The sequence below is a fragment of the Microbulbifer mixtoriginis (SeqCode) genome, from assembly GCF_052467515.1.
In genome coordinates this window covers 2,478,100-2,500,338 of record NZ_CP174314.1, presented here as the reverse complement: position 1 = coordinate 2,500,338, position 22,239 = coordinate 2,478,100, and the positions used below count along the sequence as shown (strand labels likewise).

The 22,239-nt window shown below is 48.0% G+C and carries 17 protein-coding genes; 15 read left to right on the top strand and 2 right to left on the bottom strand.

Annotated features, from left to right (window positions below; all coding sequences use genetic code 11):
• The first annotated feature begins 19 nt into the window (after positions 1-19).
• Positions 20-853: an ion transporter gene (locus tag ACJJIT_RS10580; RefSeq protein WP_444898336.1), complete on the top strand. Its 834-nt coding sequence runs from the start codon at positions 20-22 to the stop codon at positions 851-853.
• Positions 854-904: 51 nt separating this feature from the next.
• Here the strand turns inward: ACJJIT_RS10580 and ACJJIT_RS10575 are convergent, their stop codons facing one another.
• Positions 905-1,369, bottom strand: coding sequence for a PaaI family thioesterase (locus tag ACJJIT_RS10575; protein WP_444898335.1), 465 nt, complete (start codon positions 1,367-1,369; stop codon positions 905-907).
• 109 nt (positions 1,370-1,478) lie between these two features.
• Here ACJJIT_RS10575 and ACJJIT_RS10570 point away from each other — a divergent pair, with 109 nt between their 5' ends.
• The 14 genes from ACJJIT_RS10570 to ACJJIT_RS10505 all read left to right on the top strand — a co-directional run bounded on the left by ACJJIT_RS10570 (position 1,479) and on the right by ACJJIT_RS10505 (position 21,087).
• Positions 1,479-2,624: a serine hydrolase domain-containing protein gene (locus ACJJIT_RS10570; RefSeq protein ID WP_444898334.1), complete on the top strand. Its 1,146-nt coding sequence runs from the start codon at positions 1,479-1,481 to the stop codon at positions 2,622-2,624.
• A complete protein-coding gene (locus tag ACJJIT_RS10565; protein ID WP_444898333.1) occupies positions 2,621-2,848 on the top strand; it encodes a SlyX family protein in 228 nt (75 codons plus the stop codon). Before ACJJIT_RS10570 ends, ACJJIT_RS10565 begins: the two co-directional genes overlap by 4 nt.
• A 674-nt stretch (positions 2,849-3,522) precedes the next feature.
• Positions 3,523-4,170, top strand: coding sequence for an OmpA family protein (locus ACJJIT_RS10560; RefSeq protein WP_252085697.1), 648 nt, complete (start codon positions 3,523-3,525; stop codon positions 4,168-4,170).
• Between the two features lie 340 nt (positions 4,171-4,510).
• Positions 4,511-4,966, top strand: a complete 456-nt coding sequence (locus ACJJIT_RS10555) for a hypothetical protein (RefSeq protein WP_444898332.1) — start codon at positions 4,511-4,513, stop codon at positions 4,964-4,966.
• A 291-nt stretch (positions 4,967-5,257) separates the two neighbouring features.
• Positions 5,258-5,818 carry a hypothetical protein gene (locus ACJJIT_RS10550; protein ID WP_444898331.1) on the top strand — a complete coding sequence of 187 codons (561 nt, stop codon included), beginning with the start codon at positions 5,258-5,260 and terminating at the stop codon, positions 5,816-5,818.
• Between the two features lie 77 nt (positions 5,819-5,895).
• Complete coding sequence (locus ACJJIT_RS10545; protein ID WP_252085700.1) at positions 5,896-6,264, top strand: SpoIIAA family protein; 369 nt, start codon at positions 5,896-5,898, stop codon at positions 6,262-6,264.
• Between the two features lie 35 nt (positions 6,265-6,299).
• Complete coding sequence (locus tag ACJJIT_RS10540) at positions 6,300-7,103, top strand: class I SAM-dependent methyltransferase (protein WP_444898330.1); 804 nt, start codon at positions 6,300-6,302, stop codon at positions 7,101-7,103.
• 135 nt (positions 7,104-7,238) lie between these two features.
• The gene (locus tag ACJJIT_RS10535; RefSeq protein ID WP_444898329.1) at positions 7,239-8,756 is read left to right on the top strand and encodes an amino acid permease; all 1,518 of its coding nucleotides are present in this window, start codon (positions 7,239-7,241) and stop codon (positions 8,754-8,756) included.
• Positions 8,757-8,770: 14 nt separating this feature from the next.
• On the top strand, positions 8,771-10,144 hold the full coding sequence (locus ACJJIT_RS10530) for a glutamate decarboxylase (RefSeq protein WP_444898328.1): 1,374 nt from the start codon (positions 8,771-8,773) through the stop codon (positions 10,142-10,144).
• Between the two features lie 116 nt (positions 10,145-10,260).
• Positions 10,261-11,157, top strand: a complete 897-nt coding sequence (locus ACJJIT_RS10525) for an SMP-30/gluconolactonase/LRE family protein (RefSeq protein ID WP_444898327.1) — start codon at positions 10,261-10,263, stop codon at positions 11,155-11,157.
• Between the two features lie 691 nt (positions 11,158-11,848).
• Complete coding sequence (locus tag ACJJIT_RS10520) at positions 11,849-18,982, top strand: FG-GAP-like repeat-containing protein (protein ID WP_444898326.1); 7,134 nt, start codon at positions 11,849-11,851, stop codon at positions 18,980-18,982.
• 905 nt (positions 18,983-19,887) lie between these two features.
• Positions 19,888-20,190, top strand: a complete 303-nt coding sequence (locus ACJJIT_RS10515; protein WP_444898325.1) for a hypothetical protein — start codon at positions 19,888-19,890, stop codon at positions 20,188-20,190.
• A gap of 161 nt (positions 20,191-20,351) precedes the next feature.
• The gene (locus tag ACJJIT_RS10510; protein WP_444890469.1) at positions 20,352-20,669 is read left to right on the top strand and encodes a hypothetical protein; all 318 of its coding nucleotides are present in this window, start codon (positions 20,352-20,354) and stop codon (positions 20,667-20,669) included.
• A 94-nt stretch (positions 20,670-20,763) separates the two neighbouring features.
• Positions 20,764-21,087, top strand: coding sequence for a hypothetical protein (locus ACJJIT_RS10505; RefSeq protein ID WP_444898324.1), 324 nt, complete (start codon positions 20,764-20,766; stop codon positions 21,085-21,087).
• A 106-nt stretch (positions 21,088-21,193) separates the two neighbouring features.
• Here the strand turns inward: ACJJIT_RS10505 and ACJJIT_RS10500 are convergent, their stop codons facing one another.
• Positions 21,194-22,195 (bottom strand): AraC family transcriptional regulator ligand-binding domain-containing protein, encoded by a 1,002-nt coding sequence (locus tag ACJJIT_RS10500; RefSeq protein ID WP_444898323.1) that lies wholly within the window; start codon positions 22,193-22,195, stop codon positions 21,194-21,196.
• Positions 22,196-22,239 lie beyond the last annotated feature (44 nt).

The following is a 22,239-nucleotide window of genomic DNA, read 5'->3' as shown; positions in this document are numbered from 1 at the left end:
TGGTAGAAGAGGTTGATCCATGGCGTTGACTGGACGTCGCAAACTGCTCAATGAAGTGATCTTTGGCACCGAGACGCCCGCAGGGCGCAACTTTGATGTGTTTTTGATCTGGGCAATTTTAATTAGTGTGGGACTGGTACTGCTGGCTTCAATTGGACCAATAGCTGACCGTTACGGCACGCTTCTGATCACATTGGAATGGCTTTTTACCGGGCTGTTTACTCTGGAATATGCCGCCCGTATCTATTGTTCAGTAAACAGACGCAAGTATATTTTCAGTTTCTACGGTGTTGTTGATCTGCTGGCAATTCTGCCCAGCTATCTGGCTCTTCTGTATACCGGTGCAACCTACCTATTGGTAATCCGTTTGCTGCGGGTGTTGAGAATCTTCAGGATATTGAAGCTGGTGCGTTATTTACAGGATGCCAACCTGCTACTGCGGGCCCTGGGTTTGGCCCGGCGAAAGATCCTGGTGTTTTATTCCAGCGTACTAGTGATGTGCGTTATCTTCGGATCATTGATGTTTGTGGTCGAAGGGGGAGAAAATGGATTTACCAGTATTCCCACCAGTGTTTACTGGGCCATTGTGACGATTACCACGGTTGGCTATGGGGATATTTCTCCACAGACGCCACTGGGTCAGGCGATAGCGGCCATGACCATGTTGATTGGCTACTCAATTATCGCTGTACCCACCGGAATTTTGACTGCTGAGTTGGCCGGTGAAATGCATCGTGAACGCAAGCATCACCGCTGTAATAACTGCGGCCGCAGCATCCATGATCCAGATGCTGAGTTTTGCAAGTTTTGTGGTTACCGGCTCGAGCCGTCTTTACAAGTGGAAGAGGTTTGATTTGGTTGCGGGTGCCTCACAGAGGCTCCCGCTAACCCTAATTTTTGCGGATTACCATTCGTCGGGTACACGTACCGCGACTACGTCGGCCTTAGCGCAGAGGCGCCCGTCACTGCTGAGTTCACAGTGCAGGATAGTTTTCTTGGGGCCGCGCTCGACAATGGTGGCTTCCAAGAGTACTGGTTGATCAATAGCGGCGGGAGCCAGGTATTTTATGTCCAGCTTGCCGGTGGCGAACCAGATCTTGTCTCCGCTACCCACCTTGCGGCCAGCTTGCAGATAGCCATCGGCGATAGCGGTACACACAGTGTGGCAATCAATGACTGTGGCGATAATGCCACCGTTCAAATATTGAGCGGGCCCTGCATTGTGGAAAGGGCTGGGAGTGAATAGACAGCGGGACTTATCCGGCTCTACCCAATAGCTTTTAATACGCAGGCCTTGGTCATTGTCTGGCCCGCAGCCAAAACAGTGGTTGCCTTGAATCTGATCCTGAATGGCGATTTGCTCAGTCATAACTATCCCTCGCTGTGGACGCGCATAGTAACGATTTGCGCCAGGGAGGGGAAGAAACTAACCTTGCGGACCTGCAATAGAGTTACCCAAATTATTTGGACCTAGATACATGGAAATATACGGCTTTTGCGCCCCCGGTTTTGAAGCCCTGTTCGAGGCTTTCGCCAAGAATTTTCGCGAGTGTGGAGATACCGGTGCCGCCTTCGCGGTGCGCCAGCATGGCGAGTTGATCTGCTCCCTGTGGGCGGGCTGCGCCGATCGGGATGGGGAGCAACCCTTTACCGAAGAGACTCTGGTCAATGTGTTTTCATCCAGTAAGGGTGTACTGGCACTGCTGGCTATGCAGCAAGTGCAGGCTGGCAAACTGGATCTGGATCGCCCGGTTGCAGACTATTGGCCGAAATTTGCACAGCACAAAGAATCTGTCACCGCGCGACAATTACTTAGCCATCGCAGTGGTTTGGTCGCTTTTCACGAGCGGGTTAAAGACAACCTTATTTACGATTGGCAAGCGGCCTGCGATGCGGTTGCCGAAACAGCCCCCTGGTGGGAGCCGGGTAGTGAACAGGGATATGCGCCTTTTCTCTACGGCTGGAGCCTGGGCGGCCTGATCGAACGGGTTGCCGAAAAACCTCTATTGGAACTTTATCGGGAAATGCTAGCCAAACCCCTCAATCTCGATGGCGGCTTTGGTGCGTTGGGGCATAGTTCAAGCCGAATTGCCGATGTGAGCCCTTTGAAGCAGCCATTGCCGGAGTTGCGTGAGAATGCCATTGGCCGGGCAATTAAAGAGGATCGCAAAGGCCCCGTGTCCATGGCGTTTAGCAACCCCGTTAGCTTGATGATGGGCACCAATAGCCCCGAGTGGCGCGGTGCCCTGATCCCTGCAGCCAATGGCCATTTTAGTGCGCGGGATCTTGCCGCAGTTTACGGGGACCTGGCGGGGGGAAATCCAATTACCCTGGGGCAAAAATGGGTCGATGAGGCTTCACGAGAGCAGAGCCGTGGGCGGGATAAAGTATTGCAGGCTGAGGTGAGTTTTGGCTGTGGCTTTATCCGTAGTGCTCAGGCGGCCGATCTGCGTTTTGGTGGAAAGCAAGGTTTTGGTCACCCTGGTGCTGGGGGTAGCGTCGGCTTTGCCGATCCGGAGCAGGGACTGGGGGTGGGTTATATCACTACACGACTGGGACAGAGCCTGTTTATGGATCGGCGCGCGGTTAGTTTGGTCGAGGCTCTGTACGGATTATTGAAATGACAGAAGAAGTTTTAAAACTGATGGAGCGAATCGACGAGCTGGAGACTCGCTTGGCTTTTCAGGAAGATACGATTTCTCAATTGAATGATGTCATTGCGCGCCAAGATGCGGATATTCGCTCTGTCGTAGCAAGAATGCGTGAGCTTGGAGAGAAGTACAGCGCGCTGACCTTTGAAATGCAGGCTGGCGGCAAGCCAGTCGACGAAAAACCCCCTCATTACTGAGGAACATTAAAAGCAGGGCAATAAAGTAGGCGGGCACGCTACTTGATTGCCTTAATAATATGCTGGCGCAGAAATACAAATTTGCCGGCTTTGATGAAATTTATGTCGACAGGCATCGCCAAAATTTATTGAAAATAACTCGATGTCACTTCGGCGCTGCCTTAAGTATTAAAGCGTCTAAAAAAATTTGTATTGTATCGTCTTTGCTATTGACAAACTTTTCCACACTCAATAGTGGGCTAACTGGCGCTCTAGTATTTATCGGCCCAGCTGATACATAATTTTTTCGTCGCCTATAACTCATTGTTTTTAAAGAGAAAACTAGAGAGTTTAAAAAATAAACAAATCGCTGTAAGCGAGAGTCAATGCCGCCTGGCGGGGACCTTCGTTTATTAATGCACAAAGTTATCCACAGAAGCTGTGGAAGAAGTTTGCAGCGTTTACTTTTTGTGCAGCAACTTAGTGCGAAAGTGACGCAAGCTGGAAACTCGATGCTTGCAATGGGGACTGGTCAATAGAACTGGTAATGGCTTCGCCGTAATCTTCACATAATTTGGTTGGGTTGATTCAGCCGCCGGTCAGCTTTTAGCTGGATAATGCCGGCACTGTGATGGAGCACTGGGTTCAGTGCGTCCCGATACCCATTTATTAAAAGTGCGTTAGGAGAACCAATAATGAAACATTGGGTAGCAATTCTCGCTATGGGCTCACTGGTAGGCTGTTCCACCCTGGACCCCTACACCGGTGAAAGCAAAACCAGTAATGCCGCCAAGGGGGCCGGAATAGGTGCCGTAGCGGGTGCTATTGTCGGCGTGGCAACAGCGAGTAAGAAAGACCGCAAGAAGGGAGCTCTGACTGGTGCTCTGGGCGGTGCCGCGATTGGTGGCGGTATCGGTTACTACATGGATCGCCAGGAAATGGCTTTGCGCCAGCGTCTGGAAGGCAGTGGTGTACGAGTCCAACGTGAAGGGGACAACATTCGCCTGATCATGCCGGGCAACATCACTTTTGGTTCCAATCGCTCAGATATTCGCACGGATTTCTATGACACGCTCGAATCCGTAACGGTAGTTTTGCAAGAGTTTAATAAGACCGCCATCCGCGTGAGTGGCCATACCGACAGCACTGGTTCCGACGTGTATAACCAGTCCCTGAGTGAGCAGCGGGCTAACTCTGTGGCGAGCTTCTTCAGCCATAACGGCGTTTCTTCCGGCCGCGTACAGGCTGTTGGTTATGGTGAGCGCTACCCGCTGGCCAGCAATAGTTCTGAGTCTGGCCGTCAGGCCAACCGTCGTGTTGAGTTGGAGTTACTGCCTCTGTAAACACTTTGTGCAGCGGGTAAACGGCTGCACTGTCAATCACTGCGTCTCGATAACCCCAAGCCCAGGTGGAAGTCTTGTACGCAGTGAAGTTACTTTTCTTTTTCAGCTAATAAGATTCCAGTTGAAACTCTTCCCTCTGTATAAATTCTCTCCTTTCGATTTCTATTAGGCACTGAGTTGCACAAGGTTCTAGCGGACACCCCGGACGTTTTTTGCACCCATATAAGTTTTGCTCCGACAAATGATTCCGGTGCATAGCTGAAGGTTAAAAAACCCGGCGATTGGCTGGTTGGCTGTGCTATCTCTACATCTACTAATAAGTAAATAGTGGAGCAAAGCCGTGAGTCATCGCCTGTTCAAATGGAAATCCTTATGGGTATTTGCCTTGGTGCTAGTGGCCATCCAGGTTTTTGCCTGGCAGGAGGAAATGGCGGAATCCAGCACTAACCTGGAGGTCCGATTTGGCGCGGCTGCCGTAGTGGCACAGGTGGAGGTCATAGGTATTCACCGGGATGTAGACAGCGCGCTGTCGGAGCCGGGTGTCACGGCGATTTCAGGTTATGTCTATTCTGCGGTGCCAGGCCAGGTCTGGAAAGGTATTGTGGCGGACCAAATTACCTTTCGCCTGGGATTGGAATATTGCGACAAGAAGCTTGAAAAGGGCGAGCGCTATCTGATTTTTGCCAGGCTCGATAGCTACGGCAGGTTGCAGTTGCAGAGCTGTGATTCCGCAGTTGTTGAATCGGAGGCTGAGGCACTGTTGGCTGAGCTCAACGAATTCAGCTCCCAAGGCTGATTTCTCCAAAAGGCCACACTCATTAGAATATTCGGTTGTAAGTCGCGGGCCGGTTACAGCAATCCAGACTCTTCTGCGTAACCCCCGTGCCTTGAAGAACCCACATGCCGGGTTATTCTTATCATTATTGGCGCCACCTTCTTTGGCCGATTGAAGTTGAACTTCCTTTGCTTCGGCGTCAAGAGGCTGCAAGGCCAGCGATTATCGCGCGGAAGTAGGTTCCCAGAACCCTGGGGGCTGGCCAAGCAAGAGCGCAATTCTTGTAACTGCCTGGGGTCGAGAGGTCGATATATGAAGAAGCTATTGATTCCACTGATCATCCTGCTGCTGATCATCGGATACTTTATGTCGCGTAGCGGCGAACATAAGGCCAAGGAAGCCTACGATTCGATGAACACTCCCAATAGTGAGCAGATGAATGACAGTTCCAAGCCACCTGGCAGCGGAAGTGATTCAACTACTCCCAATAGTACTACCACGCCACCAGATGGTATGGGTAACCCCGATGCACAGATGCCACAGGGCTCTGGGCAGACAGACCCAACACCGCCTGGGGGGAGTGGCTCCAGCAGTGGGGAAGGCCCGGATACTATGGGGGCTGGATCGACAGGGGATGCTGGGGATGCTGGCGCCGCAGGTGCTCTTCGTGGGCGTCCTGGTGAGCCTGGTGCAGAAGGGGACTCTGCAGATACTCCTAATGCAGGTTCAGATACCCCAGCGGGCAGCGTAGCGGAAGATGCTGCCAATGAGGCCCAGAAAGCTGTGGAAGGTGCAGACAATATGGATAGCACTACACCGGATGGCGATAGTGAGATGGATCAGGGCGTGGACAACAACGAAGACCAGCCCTAGTAAAAGGATTATTAGATACTCAGTTAATAAGGAGATATTGCGGGCCACCTGTTGAGGCGGCCCGCAACCTGTACAAAATGATCGAACATAAGTGGCTACAGGGACATACCGTTTTACAGGTTCGGCCGCGTGGAAAATTTACCGCAGAGGATTTTCATCAGCTGGCAGAAAAAATAGATCCGATTATTCGCGAGCAGGGCAGGATAGAGGGTTTACTGATTGACGCTGAAGATTTTGCCGGCTGGGAAAATTTTGTCGCGATGGTCTCGCATTTTCGCTTTGTACATAATCACGAGAAGCATATCCAGAGGATTGCGGTGGTGTCAGACAATCCGGTTCTGAAATTTATGCCGCACCTGGTTTGCCATTTTATCAGTGCGGAGGTTCGGCCTTTCCCCCTAAATGATTATCCTGAAGCCCTGGCATGGTTAAAAAATCCGGGTTAGCATCGCGCACCGTTTAACTGTTATATGGAGTGCCGGTGAGTCCAGTCTTGGCCATTATTGCGACGACTTCCGCAGACCTGCCCAACGCCCAGGAATTATCCAGTCAACTCAACCTTCCCTGTTTGGGTGTTGCTTCCCCCAGCGAAATTAATGAGGTTCCCCAAGTATTAGCTTGTGGAGAGCAGTTGCAACTCTGTGCGACCGGGCGCAAAGCACCGGGGCCAGTTTCTGTTGATTTCGTTGGTGGGGCTTTGGCGCACCGACGCAAATATGGTGGGGGTAAAGCCCAGCCAGTTGCCAAGGCCGTGGGTTTGCGCCCTGGTTTTTACCCTCGCGTGTTGGATGCCACTGCCGGGTTGGGCCGTGATGCTTTTGTGTTGGCGACCCTGGGTTGCGAAGTGAAGATGCTTGAGCGCAATCCGGTTGTGCGCTTGCTCCTTCAGGATGGCTTGCGGCGATTGCAGGAGGCTGCCACTGCCGACCCGGAATTGGCCGCCATTGTTGGGCTTTTATCTCTGGCCGATGATGTTGCACCGGCCGCAGACTGGCTGGCCCAGCAGAGTGAGGAATCTTGGCCGGTTGTTTATCTGGACCCCATGTTTCCGCCCCGGGGCAAAAGTGCCAAGGTAAAAAAAGAGATGGTGGCTTTTCATCATCTGGTTGGAGAGGACCTGGACGCGGATGATCTGCTAGAGCCAGCTCTCAGGGCCTGTTATTACCGCACCGTGGTCAAACGTCCCAAGCTGGCACCATATCTTGCAAATAAAAAGCCAATGCTTTCTTTTGAAGGGAAGTCAGGGCGTTTCGATATTTACACCAAGCACGGTGTGCCGGGGTAATAGGCGGATTTTAAATAGAGTTGGCACCTACTAGTATTTTTGGATTTTCTACATCTTAAGTCATTGTCTAGCTTATCTACACTGGCAGATAGTCATTCGCTAAGTGCCTAATCCGATAGAGTGGGGGGGGTAGCTGTGAGGCGTAACATCGACGAATCGCAGCAGCCAGATATATCCAACCGTAAAATATTCTCTGCCAGCGCTCTAGGCTTTCTCACCGCGGCAACGATCGTAACCAGCCTTCGCAATTTGCCCATGATGGCGCAGGAGGAGATGACGATGTTTTTCTACATCGGCATTTCCGCCCTTTTATTTTTGATTCCGGCTGGACTGGTGGCAGCCGAACTGGGCAGTGCTTTCTCCGACCGCACCGGCGGTGTTTATACCTGGGTGGGAGAGGCTTTTACGCCCAAGATGGGTTTTGTCGCTATTTGGTTGCAATGGGTGGAGTGTGTGGTCTGGTATCCCACCGAGTTGGGGTTTGCCGCAGCCGCTATTGCTTATGCGCTCGGAGAGCAGAATCTCGCCAGTAATACCTACTATATCGGCGGCTTCTGTATTGTTGCCTACCTTATCGCCACTGCTGTCGCCCTTTCGGGAACCAGATTTCTGGTGGTAGTCACCAAGTATGGATTCCTGGTGGGCACATTAATGCCTTGTTTGATTCTTATTGCTCTGGCAGTGTGTTGGGTGGTGATGGGAAACCCCTTGGGCTGGGAAACCGCTACCGACCCGGCTGTAGCTGTAAGGGAAGATGGGCAAGTACACCCACGCTGGTTTCCCCACATTACCGGTCTCGGTGCAGTAGCCTTTCTTGGAGGGATACTGCTCTCTTTCGCAGGAATTGAGGCCCAGGCCAGCCATGTCTCCGAAATGCCCAATGCCCGCCGTGGTTATCCGGTGGTTATTGGCATTGCCGCTGCCGTTTCTTTTCTGATCTTTACGCTTGGGGCGCTCGCCATTTCTGCCATCCTTCCCTATCAACAGATATCTATAGAGGCGGGGTTATTCACAGCGTTTGGTCAGGGGTTTTCCCAGTTGCTGGGTATTGGTTGGCCGGTTCAGATTCTGGCGGGATTGATTGCTTACGGTGCCCTCGGGGGAGCCCTGGCTTGGTTAGCCGGTCCCAGCAGAGGGCTATTGGCCACCGCTCAGGATGGCATGCTGCCCCCCTGGTTTCAGCGGGAAAATGCTCGCGGCGTACAGAAAAATATCCTTTACGCCCAATGCTTGATTGTCTTGCTCATCTCATCGATTTATATCCTGGTGGATAATGTGTCGACCGCCTTTGTTTTGATCTCGGTTATGGCGATAAGCCTGTATATCATTATGTACTTAATGATGTTTGCTGCGGTTATCCGTTTGCGCTACACCCAGCCAGACCTTCCCAGGGGTTTTAAAATTCCCGGTGGTATCACCGGCGTTTGGATTACTGCAGGCACTGGCATGGCTGCAGTTTCTTTTGCGCTGTTGGTGTCCTTTTTTCCTCCTCAGCAGCTGTCAGTGAGTGACCCCAGACTGTATGTAGCTTTGGTCTTTTCCGGGATTGTTATTACGGTGACTATTCCGCTATTTATTTTCTACTTGCGTAAGCCTTCCTGGCGTAAAGAGGGTGGGCATAAGCAGCAATCTTTTTCAGACATTAACGAGTGACAAGGAGGTCGGTCGTGAAGCAAAAGTCGCCATTCGATATGTTTTTCGATGAATACAATGAGGATATCCCCGAGGATCATTTCCCCAGGGGGAGTATCTCTGCGCATGCGGCGGAGGCGATTGTTACCAGTGAGACCTGGTCTGATGCCAAGCCAGCCATGAATCTTTCTTCTTTTGTCACTACATTTACCGAGCCAGAAGCTTTCGATGTCGCTAAAAAACATTACCTGAAAAATTATATCGACCACGATATGTATCCGCAGTTATTTGCTATGGAAGCGCGTATGGTGCGCTGGCTGCATCAACTGTGGAATGGGCCTAAAGGAGTGGAGCCCTATGGTGCTGCAACTATAGGATCCTCTGAGGCCTGTATGTTGGCGGGATTGGCTCATAAATGGAACTGGCGCAAAAAGAGAGAGAAGGCCGGCAGGGATGCTTCCAAGCCAAATCTGGTTACCGGGGCCAATGTTCAAATTGTCTGGGAAAAATTTATGCGCTATTTCGATGTGGAACCGCGCATAGCAGCCCTAAAGCCCGGGCATTACCGCTTTAATAGCGAACATCTGGATGATCTGGTAGACGAAAATACCATCGCGGTGGTGGCGATTGCCGGGCAGACTTTCACAGGAGAAGACGACGCTTTTCGCGCTATCCATAACTGGTTAGACCGCTACCAGCAGAAAACAGGTCATGATATCCCAATGCATATTGATGGCGCCTCTGGAGGATTTGTAAACCCGTTCTTATACCCCAACTACCAATGGGATTTTCGCCTGCCGCGGGTGAAATCTATTAATGCGTCGGGGCATAAGTTTGGCTTGGTGCCACCGGGGCTAGGCTGGGTGATTTTTCGAGAGCGTTCCGTTTTTGATGAAGATCTGATGTTTTATGTCAATTACCTGGGTGGAGAGATGCCCACGGCAACTTTGAACTTCAGCCGGAATGCATCACCGGTTGCCTATCAATACTACAACTTTATTCGTCTCGGTTTCGAAGGTTATAGAGATATTATGCAGCACACTTTGGCGAATGCGCAGCAATTACGCCATCGTCTGGTAGAAAGCGGCTACTTCGAAATTATGAATAAAACCCAGCGTATTCCTGTAGTGTCGATGACCCTGAATTCTAAATATACCAATTTCAATGAATACGATATATCTGACAAGGTACGTGAACGCGGCTGGGTATTATCCGCCTATTCAATGCCGCCTAATGCTCAATCGGTAAATTGCTTGCGTATTGTAGTGCGCCCACACCTTAATCTGAATGCGATTGAAGGCCTTGCTGACGATATTATCCATGCGTGTGAGTGGCTAGAGCAGCATGGGGGTAATGCCACTCCACCAAAATTGCATGATCCTCATAAGGTAGCGGCGAGTAAATGTTAAGAATTTGAGATATCTCTGTAATGATTATTTAAATAATCGATGAGTAAAAAAGTAGAGCGACTTAAATTGTTCTGCAGAGAAGATCGAATTCAACGGTAAATCCTATGGAAAGGTGTGTGCTGAACAGTGACTTGCAGGAACCGGAAGGCCCGGTCTGTTTGCCTGATGGTCAGGTATTTGTTGCTGAAATGTCGAGCGCACGGAATTGTGTTAGTCGCATTGATATACGAGGAGGATATCATCAGGTCGGCCATCCCGGCTGGCGGCCCAATGGAATGGCGATCGATGGCGATGGCAATTTTTGGATAGCGGGAGGCGGGGGGAAAAAGCTGGTACGCATGAGGCCCGATGGGACAGTCCTCAATATTTATGAGGGACCTGCAGAACGCCCCTATCTTTGGCCCAATGACCTGGTATTTGGTCGAAATGGTTTGCTGTATATGACAGACTCCGGCATTGATCCGGATAGCTTTGTTGAGGGGCAGGCAATCCGCCCTGACTTCCGAAAGTGTGATTATGATGGGCGGGTATTTGAAATTGACCCTCGTAATGGCCGCGTATTACGCTTAGTAGATACGGGTTTGTTATTCCCAAATGGCATTGCATTTGATGCCGATGACTTACTGCATGTGGCAGAAACCCTAACAGGAAATATCTACCGCTACGATCTCAGCTCCTCAGTCCCCGGTGAATCTGAGCTATTTGGCAATGTTAACCTGGGATCACCAGAAGAATTTATTGGGCCTGATGGAATGGCTTTTGGTGATGATGGCCGGCTTTACTGTGCCGTATTTGGTCAGGGTGATGTGAGTGTTTTAGATCACGATGGCAGGGTGGCTGAGCGCATTTCGACTTGCGGGAAGCGCCCTACCAATATCGCTTTTTGTGAAGATCAAAAGGGTGGGGCAGTGGTGACAGTTTTAGATGCTGGTTGCCTGGAGTGGTTCGGCCTGTCCTGCAGAGGTAGAGACCTTTATCGCCCTAAGATACTAGATTTATCTAGGGGACAATAAATTTTAATAATGAAACAGTGGGGTTGATTGGTCTTAGCTGCTCAATTTCCTTGGTCAATGTGACTGCCCTTCACATTTGAGTCTTGCTCAGGGTCAATAGCCTGTGATTCTCTAATTTCTTCTCGAAGATTATCGATTCACCTGAGTGGGCTTTCTATAATCATCTCAAAATTTCATTTCTTATTTTTAATTGGTGTGCTGTTTTCTGTTGTCCGCATTATTTAGTCTCTTGTTGCTTGTTTGGGGGATGCAGGATGTGCAGGTTATTAAAAACAAGACTGTCTAGTATTTATGATTTGTAATTTATTTGAGTGAGGCTGTATAAAAATTTGAACTTTTCTTGCACATTTTGATACCTAATTTTTAAAACTGTTTTCTTTTTTATTGCGTTAATTTGGTTTTTTTTATCCCTAACGCCATTTTAATGAAATTGCATCCCGACTTTTGTTGACCGAGAAGTCAAAATAAATTTCAGGTCATGTTTTTGGTTTGTTTAAAAAATATGCGCCTATTATACTCCGCGCTCCCTCGGGATTAGTGTATTTAAAGGGGTTTGCTGTGATCCGGGGATGCTTATTTTTAAGAAGTTTTAGTTAGAAAATAATACTTCTATAGCGTAGTTATAAGGTATAAGTCTCCATTTTTTGCCTTGATAGATTGAATCCCCGTTGATGTCTTTGTAGAGATATTTATGCGTATTTCGTTGTTTTTTCTGTTGGCTTTTTGTGCCGCTTTCTCTTCTAAAGTAGTTGCAGCTACGGGGATTCAAAAAAATGGATATACCATTTATCAGGGTGATATCGACGATGATGGCCGTGAAGACTTATACTTTGAGTATAATCGTCCATTAGTTCTTTTACATGGAGATATTGTTACCCCTCTGGTAATGCCGCAGTTACCTAATTTTGTCTTGTACTTAAACAAGGACAAGGAAAGTTATGTAGATCCGTTAGAGACGACTCTTACCGATTTGGAAGTTGCCAATCTTCAAAAATTAGAAAAAAACCTTTCCTTATTTGGCGATTTTAATGGTGACGGTGCAACAGATTTGCTACTTCTTGCCTCTATGCCTCTGATTATTCATGCACAGGGAAATGGCTTGCCAGCGCTTATTCAAACTCTCTCCACCGATAACAGTGATGACACAATAGCTTACGCGGCAGCAATCCTCGCCAGTGTAGGTGTCGACTCTATTGTGATACAGGATAAGAATGAAGATGGCAGAGAGGATATCACTGCGGGGGACTTTGTTTTTCATGCAGACGAATCCGGTGCTTTTGGTGAATATTCCACTCCAGCCACTATCCAATCGCCCAATATGGCTGGGGCTTCTGGTGGGCAATTCCGAGTCAATGAATCCGGCGCGGCAACCTACTCCTTCCCAATCGCAACAGCTGCAGGTACAGCAGGAGTTGTACCAGAAATTTCTCTGAACTATAGCAGTAGTGGTGGCAACGGCCTGGTTGGTAAAGGTTGGGCTATTGGTGGCCTTTCTGGAATTTCCCGCTGCCGCCAGACATTATCAATTGATGGTAATGCTCGGCCTATTAGCTGGACCGAATCCGATCGATTCTGCTTAGATGGTCAGCGCCTAATACAAGTTAGTGACTCTCAATATGGCGCAGTTGGTGCGGTATATAAAACTGAGATGGATTCTTTTGCCATAGTCACATCAATAGGTGGCAGCCTTGGTAAGCCGTCTTATTTTAAAGTGGAACGTAAAGATGGATCGATCAGTTACTACGGGAATAGTAGTGATTCCAAGCAACTTGCAGGGAGCAATGTACTCACTTGGGCACAGAATCGTTTTGAGGATAGTGTTGGTAATCCAATCGAGTTTTTGTATGAGGGTGATTCGGAGTCAGGGCACCGAGTTCGGTCTATCCGCTATGCCTATGGTTCGGGCTCCTATGAAGCGGAAGTAAGATTTTTCTATGAAGACCGCCCAGAGCACCTTCGGGGCTATACCGCAGGCTATGAACTTAAAACCACTCAGCGCCTGGAAAAAATTACCTCCAGCTCTAATGGTAAAGTAATTCGTGAGTACAATCTGGGGTATAACCCAGTTCTGCCCTTCATTCCCAAGGAAAATTATAATGATCGAACTTCCTTGCTGACATCCATACAGGAGTGCGTAGGTTCTAGTTGCCTTCCCGCGATTAGCTTCGAATGGCTACAGGCGCCATGGCACCAATTTGGAGAGAAGTGGGAAGCTATCGATTTCTCGCCCACTAAGCACCGTTTCCTATCTGATTACAAGTACGCCGATTTTAACGGTGATGGTAAGCAGGATATTGTCTGGATCGAAGGGTACGATGATGATGGGAACGATACGGATATTCGCGTTAAATATGCGATTTCATATGGTTCAGTTTTTGTAAAGCAGGACTTTACCGGCGGCGTGTTCACTTCTGAGTACTTTACCGGCGCTAATGTTGGTGAAGACTTCGCTATCCGGGTATTGGATTTTAATGGTGACGGTCGCCATGATCTGGCCATATATGACCCACGCTCCAATTATGGTGGTCTCCCTGCGAACACTTGGCTTGTTTATCTAAGTCGTTACGATACCGCGAGCAAGCGCTGGAAATTGGATTCCAGGCCAATTACTACCCGTAGAACCAATAAAGATGTCATTTTTGCCGACTTTAACGGTGATGGCCTGGCCGATTATATTTCTATTAGCTACAGCAGCAGTTCTGGAGCGAAAGTTGTTGTACGCCTTTTAGAGTCGGCAGGGAGAGAGGTGTCAATTAAAAATTACTATAAATTTAGTGATGAATACACCAGTTACCCATTGAATATTTCTGGCGCTGCCAGTATGAAGTCCAGCGGACGTCTGCCCGATACCTTGGGCGATTTTAATGGTGATGGCGCTATGGATATTCTGGTGGCCACTTCCGCTGGATTCGAAGCCGCCGTATTTGATCAAGAAGCGAAGGAATTCCGCTCTATCGGCGTGCTCTCGACGACGAATACTTCAAAAAGCCCAATTGCTATAGATATAAATGGCGATGGCCTCACGGATATTGCCTACCCTGGAAATTCCGGTAGCTTTTATAGCATGCTCAGCACTGGCACAGGCTTTAAGGATCTGGGATATCTAGGAAGTAGCAGGGGCTCATTTGTAGACCTGAATAACGATGGTTATCAGGATTTCGTCTGGCCGGTTTCTTCTCCTTGGAATGATGTGAAAGTTCGCTACTTTGATCAAAATGCCGGCGAGTTTATTGACTCTTCCGATAGCAGACCTTTTGATCATCTCTCTGATTGCTCGGGCAGTGCTACTTATTGTGGCACTATAGCTTCTAATGACATGATATGGTTTGCGGACACGAATGGCGATGGAGAAGCCGATTATCACCGCTATGATGCTTCTAGTGGTATCGTTTACACCCGCCTGGATAATACCCGCGATTCTCAATATAAGAATATTCCGCGCAATGTAATTAATAAGATTGATAATGGCCTTGGTAATATTACCAATATTACTTATCAGAACATGCGCTACGACGAGCTTTACACTCGTTTGGATGTAGCAACGGAAGGCAGCATTGATGCTTTCTATACCGCACTGAATGGCGATTGGGATCTGCCTGCGGATAGTCACACCTTAGGTAAAGATAAGCCGGTATTGGATATTCTGAGCCCCATGTACCTGGTTGCTAAGGTGGAAAGTTCTGCCCCTGCCGCCACTGCAGCCCCGGGTTCTGTTGACCAGTCTGCCCTCAGCTCGGTTTCTTACCACTACCATCAGATGAAACTCCAGGCCGCTGGCCGGGGTATGTTGGGTTTCCAGAAAATCAGCACTACCGATAACCAAACCGGCGTAGTGACGGAAACCACCTACCGTCAGGACTTCCCCTTTGTGGGCATGCCACTTAAGACCGAAACCCGCACTGCCGATGGGCAGCTGCTAAGCCGGGCGAGCAATAATTGGCGCCTACAGGGCTGGAATGGTAGCGGGAAACCACTGCCGCCTTATCAACCTTATATTTATCAAGCGGTGGAAGAAACTTATGACCTGAAGGATGCCGGTAGCACCCAGGGAGAACTGCTGCAAAGCGTTACCACCACAAACAGCTACGATGCCTATGGCAATGCGCTCAGTATCGACGTTGTCACAAAAGACGGCATCTCCGGCGATCAGTTTATTAAGAAAACAGAAAATACCTATGGCAGCAGTGTCTGGGAAAAAGAAAAGGGCCGCCTAACTGCAACAAAAGTGACCAGTACTCGCCCGGGTATGCCCAGCCATATCCGCGAATCAGCCTTTACTTATTATGCATCGGGCGTGCTCAACGGCCTTTTAAAAACCGAGGTTATTGAGCCTAATAAGCCAGAATACAAGCAGACTACCGCTTATGAGTATGACAATTTTGGCAACGTTAATAAGAAGACGGTAACTGCTCCCGGCGAAGCCGCTCGTAGCGCAAGAACGGTGTATGACCTTTCCGGCCGCTATGTGTTTGAAAGCTACAATGCCCTCGATCACCTAACCGAAAGGGTAGTTTCCCGCAATCACTTTGGCGCACCGCTGGAAGTGAAGGGGATGAATGGGCTGGAAACCGGGTTTGCCTACGATAAGTTCGGCCGTGAAACCATCAGTCAGAGTAATACCGGCGCGGATAAACTGACGGACTATGAGCGCTGTGTTATCGCCTGTCCGGCCGGTGCACAATATATGGTGACCACTCATAGCAGTACCGGTAGCTGGAGTAGGGAATACTTCGACGCACTGGGGCGCTCTATACGGACTGAAACCAAGGGCTTCAACAGTAAAATCTATACCGATAAAGAATACGATAACCTGGGCCGCGTGAAGTTTGCCAGTGAGCCTTATTTCTCTGGTGATACCCGCCTATGGTCCAAAATGGAGTATGACCTGCTCGGCCGCCCGAGCCGTGTGACTGCGCCAGATGGCTCAGTGTCCAGCATCACTTATAGTGGCCTTAAGACGATCACCACCAATGATAAAGGCCAGCAAAAAACTGAGATCAAAAATGTGGCTGGTGAGTTGGTTGAAGTCATTGATGCTATCGATGGTCGACTGACTTATGAATACGACAGCCAGGGCAATTTGCACAAAGCCAAATCCTGGGGCAAGGCGAATACTGCCGGTGCACATATCGATGAGGGCGACGGTCTCAGTTATCCCATTGTGGTCACGATCGAATATGACGACCTTGGCCGCAAAATCCGTATGGACGACCCGGATAAGGGAGAGTGGCACTACGAATATACCGGCTTTGGTGAGTTGAAAAAGCAAACCAATGCAAATGGCCACACCGTAGAGTTAACCTATGATCTATTGGGTCGACAGTCCACTCGCATTGAAAAACCCAAGGGTTCCTCTAAATTCTCTAGCGATGTCTCCTGGTTCTATGACAGTGCCACCAATGGCTTAGGCCAGGTGGAGATGGTTATGGACAGCGTCTCTGGATATCAGGCGGTGTACGAGTATGACCAGGTAGGCCGAAATCATATCCAGGCGGTGGACTTTGATGGGGCTGGTACACAACCCTCTTATGTCACCACCACGGTATTTGATGGCCATGGCCGTGTCGAATACAGCTACGATGCGCTCGATAGCATGCTCGATGGTGGTAAATCAGGGACCCAGAATTTCTACAATGCCTATGGATATCTCTACAAGGTGGTAGACCTGGCCACTGGAGACCTGATTCAGGAAGTGAAAGCCCAGACCGCTCGCGGCCAACTGAAAGAGCAGCTATTGGGTAACGGTGCAACGTCTAATTTTACTTACGAAGCTGCCAGCGGCCGCCTAACAAAGCAGATCTCTACGGTATTGGGCGCCTTTGGTATCCAAGATATCAGCTACCAGTGGGATACCCTCGGCAATCTCACCAGCCGTCACAACCAGAGCGGAAGCAAGGATCTGCGTGAGAGCTTCTGCTATGACAAGCTCAACCGTTTGATTAAAACCCACATAGGTAGCAGCAACGTCAACTGTAGTGGCTTAAGTACGTCTGAACAGGATATCCGCTATAACGCTATCGGCAATATCACCTACAAAGCCGGTGTGGGAGATTATGTTTATGGTGAAAATGGTGCTGGCCCCCATGCGGTAACAACCGCCGGAGGCGTTAGTTATAACTATGACCTCAATGGCAATATGACCTCCGATGGTTTCGACGGTGGCCGTACTATTAGCTACACCACCTTCGATAAAGCCTCCCTGATTAAAAAGGGAAATAACACTACTGAGTTCCTCTATGGCCCCAGCCATAGCCGCTACTACCGCAAGGACACCAATAGTAGTAACGGGGAAGTGACAGAGACCTGGTATATCGGCGGTATTGAGCGTATCCAGAAGTCCAGTAAGCCCAATGAGATCGAGTGGAAGCGTCACTTAGTGGGTACGGCGGTCTATACCGTAAAAACTGACAAGGACTACAAGCTCCTCTCTACCGATAAGCTGTTCTTCTACAAGGACCACCTGGGCTCCATGGACCTGATTACCGATAAAACCGGTAAGGTGGTGCAGGAAATGTCCTTCGATGCCTGGGGGCAGCGCCGCAATAGCGCCAATTGGAATGCGTTATCCCTGACTGCACTTTCAAACTTCGATCACAGCCGCACCACCCGTGGTTACACTGGTCATGAAATGCTGGATGAGGTGGGGCTGATTCATATGAATGGCCGTATCTATGATCCGCGTTTGGGGCGCTTTATGCAGGCGGACCCATTTATTCAGGCCGCTAAAGATACGCAGATGTATAACCGCTATAGCTATGTGCGCAATAACCCGCTGAATGCTAGTGATCCTAGTGGCTACTTCTTAGATAAGCTGTGGAAGAGCGTCAAACCGTATATAGGTGCGATTGTTGGTATTGCACTGACAATTTGGCAGCCATGGTTAGGCCCTGGTTTGTGGCAGAGCTTTGTGTATGGCGCTATTGCTGGCGGTATTGGTGCTGGAGTCAATGGAGGTAATGTTTTTAAGGGAGCGCTAATGGGCGGGGTTAGTGCTATGGCCTTCTATGGGGTAGCAAAAGGCTTTGAACAGATGCAAGTTACTGAAGTGGGGCAATATGCGATAAAAGCAGGTAAAAACCTTTACCTCTCACCGAGCAACTTTGCCAAACTGGTTGTCGCCCAAGGTTCAGTGGGCGGCGTGATGTCTATCCTTCAAGGGGGCAAATTTGGGCATGGCTTTGCCAGTGCGGGTCTTACAAAGTTAGCAACGCCAGGAATCCTGAGTTTTGATAATATTGCTGCGGAAAGTATCGCTTCTGGTGTTGTCAGTGGAACGGTTTCTGAAATAACCGGTGGAAAATTTGCCAATGGAGCGACATCGGGGGCATTCCTATATGCGTTTAATGCTTATAGCTCAGATTTAGCGAAAACCTTTGAGTTAAATGAAGAGCTCATGCAAGAGAATATTGATAAGTTGTTGCAGGCTGGCCAAGTGATTGGTGGTATGGGGCAAGTAATACTCGGAACCACTATCTGTGCTGGAGCAGTAACTTGCACAGTTGGAAGTTTAATTGCCCTAAAAGGAGTCGACAATATTCAAGCTGGATGGCGAGGTACAGATAGTGTTTCACAGCAGCTCCTAGTTGATTATACCGGTAGTAAAGAAATTGGTGTCTTACTTAATAGCGGTATTGATCTCGGGACTTCGGTTGGTGGATTGATTCGAGGTGTTCCTAAGGTTAATTCGTTAGGCAATAAAGTTAGGCCTTTATTTTATAAACATGATCCCATGGATTTTGAACCGGCAATTAATCAGGTCGGAAGAGATGCTCTTATTGTTGAGGGTTTTTCAAGTGGGACTACGGTGCTTAGTAATTTTGAGTGAGGTTTGGGGATGGATACTTTCTATCTACTTGTGTATTTTTCGTTAATAAGATTGATAATATTTTTGTTTTCGGGGGGTGGGCGACCTATAAAAGCTGTATTTATTGCGATATTCTTGCTTTGCGTTTTCTTTTTGGTTCCATTGCCGATCCTTTTAATAAAAAAGGGGGTTGTGGATCCCTCTGCTCAAAATTTTATATTAGTGGGTTGGGCACTTATCTACTTTACCTTTGTTGTCTCTCGAGCTATTGGTCGATTGAGAAAAAATTAGTTGGAGGTAGTTCTGAGCGAAGTAAATTTTAAATAATTGGGTTCAGGGTAAAGTATTGGCGTTATATGGCTCTCTGTGGATAGATTGATTCTTAGGGTACAGGCTCGGCTGTTGAGGTGAGGGTTGGATTGAGTGTGATTCGTCTGTTATCTCGTTCGTTACAAGTGATTTTACTGTTTTAGTAATGGTGTAAGGTGTTAATAGTGAGTGGACTTAAGAAGTGTTTATTTTTAGGTATGTTTTTTTTAAGCGTTTCGGCGGTCGCCTATGAAGGTCCATTTATTTCCGATGCCTCTCCTTGGGCTAGGCTGGCATCTAACGGTACCTTTGCAATTTACCCTATGCCTACTGCCGCTAGCTGTCTTTACGATAAAGTCAGTGTTTGTCAATAGATAGGACCCGGAGATGAAAGGTATGGTGATGTCTTTAGTGCTTGCTGCATAAAGTTCTTGCGGGATGGCGAACGTTAGAGTGGAAAACTTATCTCAGCATGTTAAAGCGATATAAGTAGATGTTTATCGTAATTGAGTTTTCACCTAAAAATAAAATGGATTTTTGTATGTGAGCCTCAGGCTATTGATGGGGTGCGCAGGTGAAAGTTGATTGGTTTATTGTTTGGTGTTTCTGAGGTTGGTATGAAAAAATCATCCATTTTATTGTTTCTTCTTATTCTCTCGGCAAAGTCGTTTGCTGTGACTAATGTGGGCCTGGTCGATAGAATTTACCCCAGTGGTGAATCTGTAAAGTTCCGGTTAAAAGAAGATTCGTGTAATGGCTCTCTTAATGAGTACTATGAATTTACACTTGATTCTGAAATTAAAAAAGCATGGTTCTCTATATTGCTATCAGCGGCAGCTACAGGTGCTGAGATTGCAGTGAGGGTTGAGGTTTGTGAGGGTAATAGAAAGTTAATAGATTATCTTTATCAGGATTTCTAACCTCTTAAATTTCCAAATGGGCTTTGTAATTTTTTATCGGCTGAAGTTTTAATGCTTGATAATAAGGTTTTGAGGCTACTCTGGTAGCTTTTGGTAAGGTGGCAATCAGTATGTCAGGTCTTACCTGTTAAGTGCTGTAAGTATGGTTTGCGGAATTTTTCATGAAAAAAATTATTTGTGTCTTTTTGTTGTCTTTTATTGCTCAGGCTTCTTTGGCGGATACTTCCACTCCGTTAATTACTATTAAAGCTATTGGTACCGGCTGGGGATCAAGTGACCTTTTTATTGAGTCCAATGAAAATGTCATTGTGGAAGATTGTTCAAATGTAAGGTTGAAGGTAAGTTCAACCAATCCAATGTTTAACCATATCCTCTCCATAGCACTCTCCGCTTACCATACTAAGTCGAAAGTAACCCTTAGGGTGAAAGGCTGTGATGGAACCGATATGAATGCAGTGGCGATCAAAATTACTGACTAAACCTTAAAACTTTAAGCTTTATGGGTGTAAGCCAAATAGAATCTTGCATGGTTAGAGTTTGTTATTGAGTTGAATGAAAGTATCGGAAGTTTTTGTGAAAAAATTTATTTGCGTTTTTTTGTTGTTTTTTATTTCTCAAGTCGCTATGGCGGATACAACTACGCCTCCAATTACCATTAAAAGTGTTGGGATAGGCTGGGGCTTGGCGGAACTCTATATCGAGTCTAATGAAAATGTCATAGTGGAAGACTGTGCTTCTGCAAGATTAAAGGTCAGTTTAACTAACCCAATGTTTGATCATATTCTCTCTATAGCACTCTCCGCTTATCATACTAACTCGAAGGTGACCCTTAGGGTGAAAGGCTGTGATGGCAGTGATATGAATGCTGTCTCTATTAGAGTGTCCGAAGACGTTTAAGGTTTGCGGTAATGATAGATGCAAAGGCAGTGGTAAAGACTAGCTCTTTTACCGGCTGCCTATAAGCTAGGTAAGTCAATAAATTCTAATGACCTGATCAAGTTTATTAAGAATTTATAATGTGGTTTTCTCTATAAACGCTAGGCGTTACTCCATCCCAACGCTTAAAAGCTTTACCAAACGCACTCTCATCCGTGTACCCAAGTGCTACGGCAATTTCTAGGTTGGTTTTTTCGCCCTCTCTTAACCACTGCTTCGCATAATAGCTGCGTACCTCATCCTGTAGTACACGGAAGTTAAGTTGTTCTTCTTGTAATTTTCGCGCTAGGTGCCTTGGGCTAAGGCAAAGGCGCTGTGCGACTTGCTCACGTGTTAAGTTTGGAGCTTGCTGCAGCAATAGGGTTACTTTCCGGTGCAGGGATTTCTTTGTAAGCGCCTGTAGGAGGGCTTCTGCCTTTGGCTTTAAGCAGGCCTCCACTTCTTTATCTGCGGCGATTAATGGCAGCGACAGATCTTTAGTGGGAAATTGGATTGCCGAAACCCCTGCATTGAACTCAACGGGTATTTGTAACAGTGCCTGATAGTGTTGCTGCAGGGAAAGGCTAGGCGCAGGGTAGGCGAGCAGTAGTTTAAGGGGCTGAAATTTCCCACCGGTTAAAATTCGGGTTTGCGCAATACAGGCAGCGAGCACCGTTTCCACCCGGACTTGTGCAAACTTCAGGAAGTTGGGGTGATAGCAGAGGTTTACCGAGAATGCATCGCGTCGCAGTTCAAAGTGCCCACCTTCGCCCAGCAAGGGGTGGTAACTAATCAATTGCTCTATCGCCTCCCCCAAATCTTTTTGCGTCATCAGCAGGTAACCAACTAAGCCGATTTGGTTGGCCTGCATGGCAAGCCCGAGCTTAATGCCCAGTAGAGTGTCGGGGTAGCTATTGATTACCGACTCCCACAGCTGCTCCTGCAGATGAATAGAGATGCGTTCCTTTTGGTGTATTTGGGACAGGATTTTATTGGTTTCCCCCGGTATAGGGAGATCCATGCTGGCTAAAGCCTCTAGTAAAGCTTTGGTATAGCTCAGATTAACGCTTCTGGTGTCGGTCAAATCCATTATGAATGTCCCAAAATAACCAGTACCTGCCCGATAATGACGAT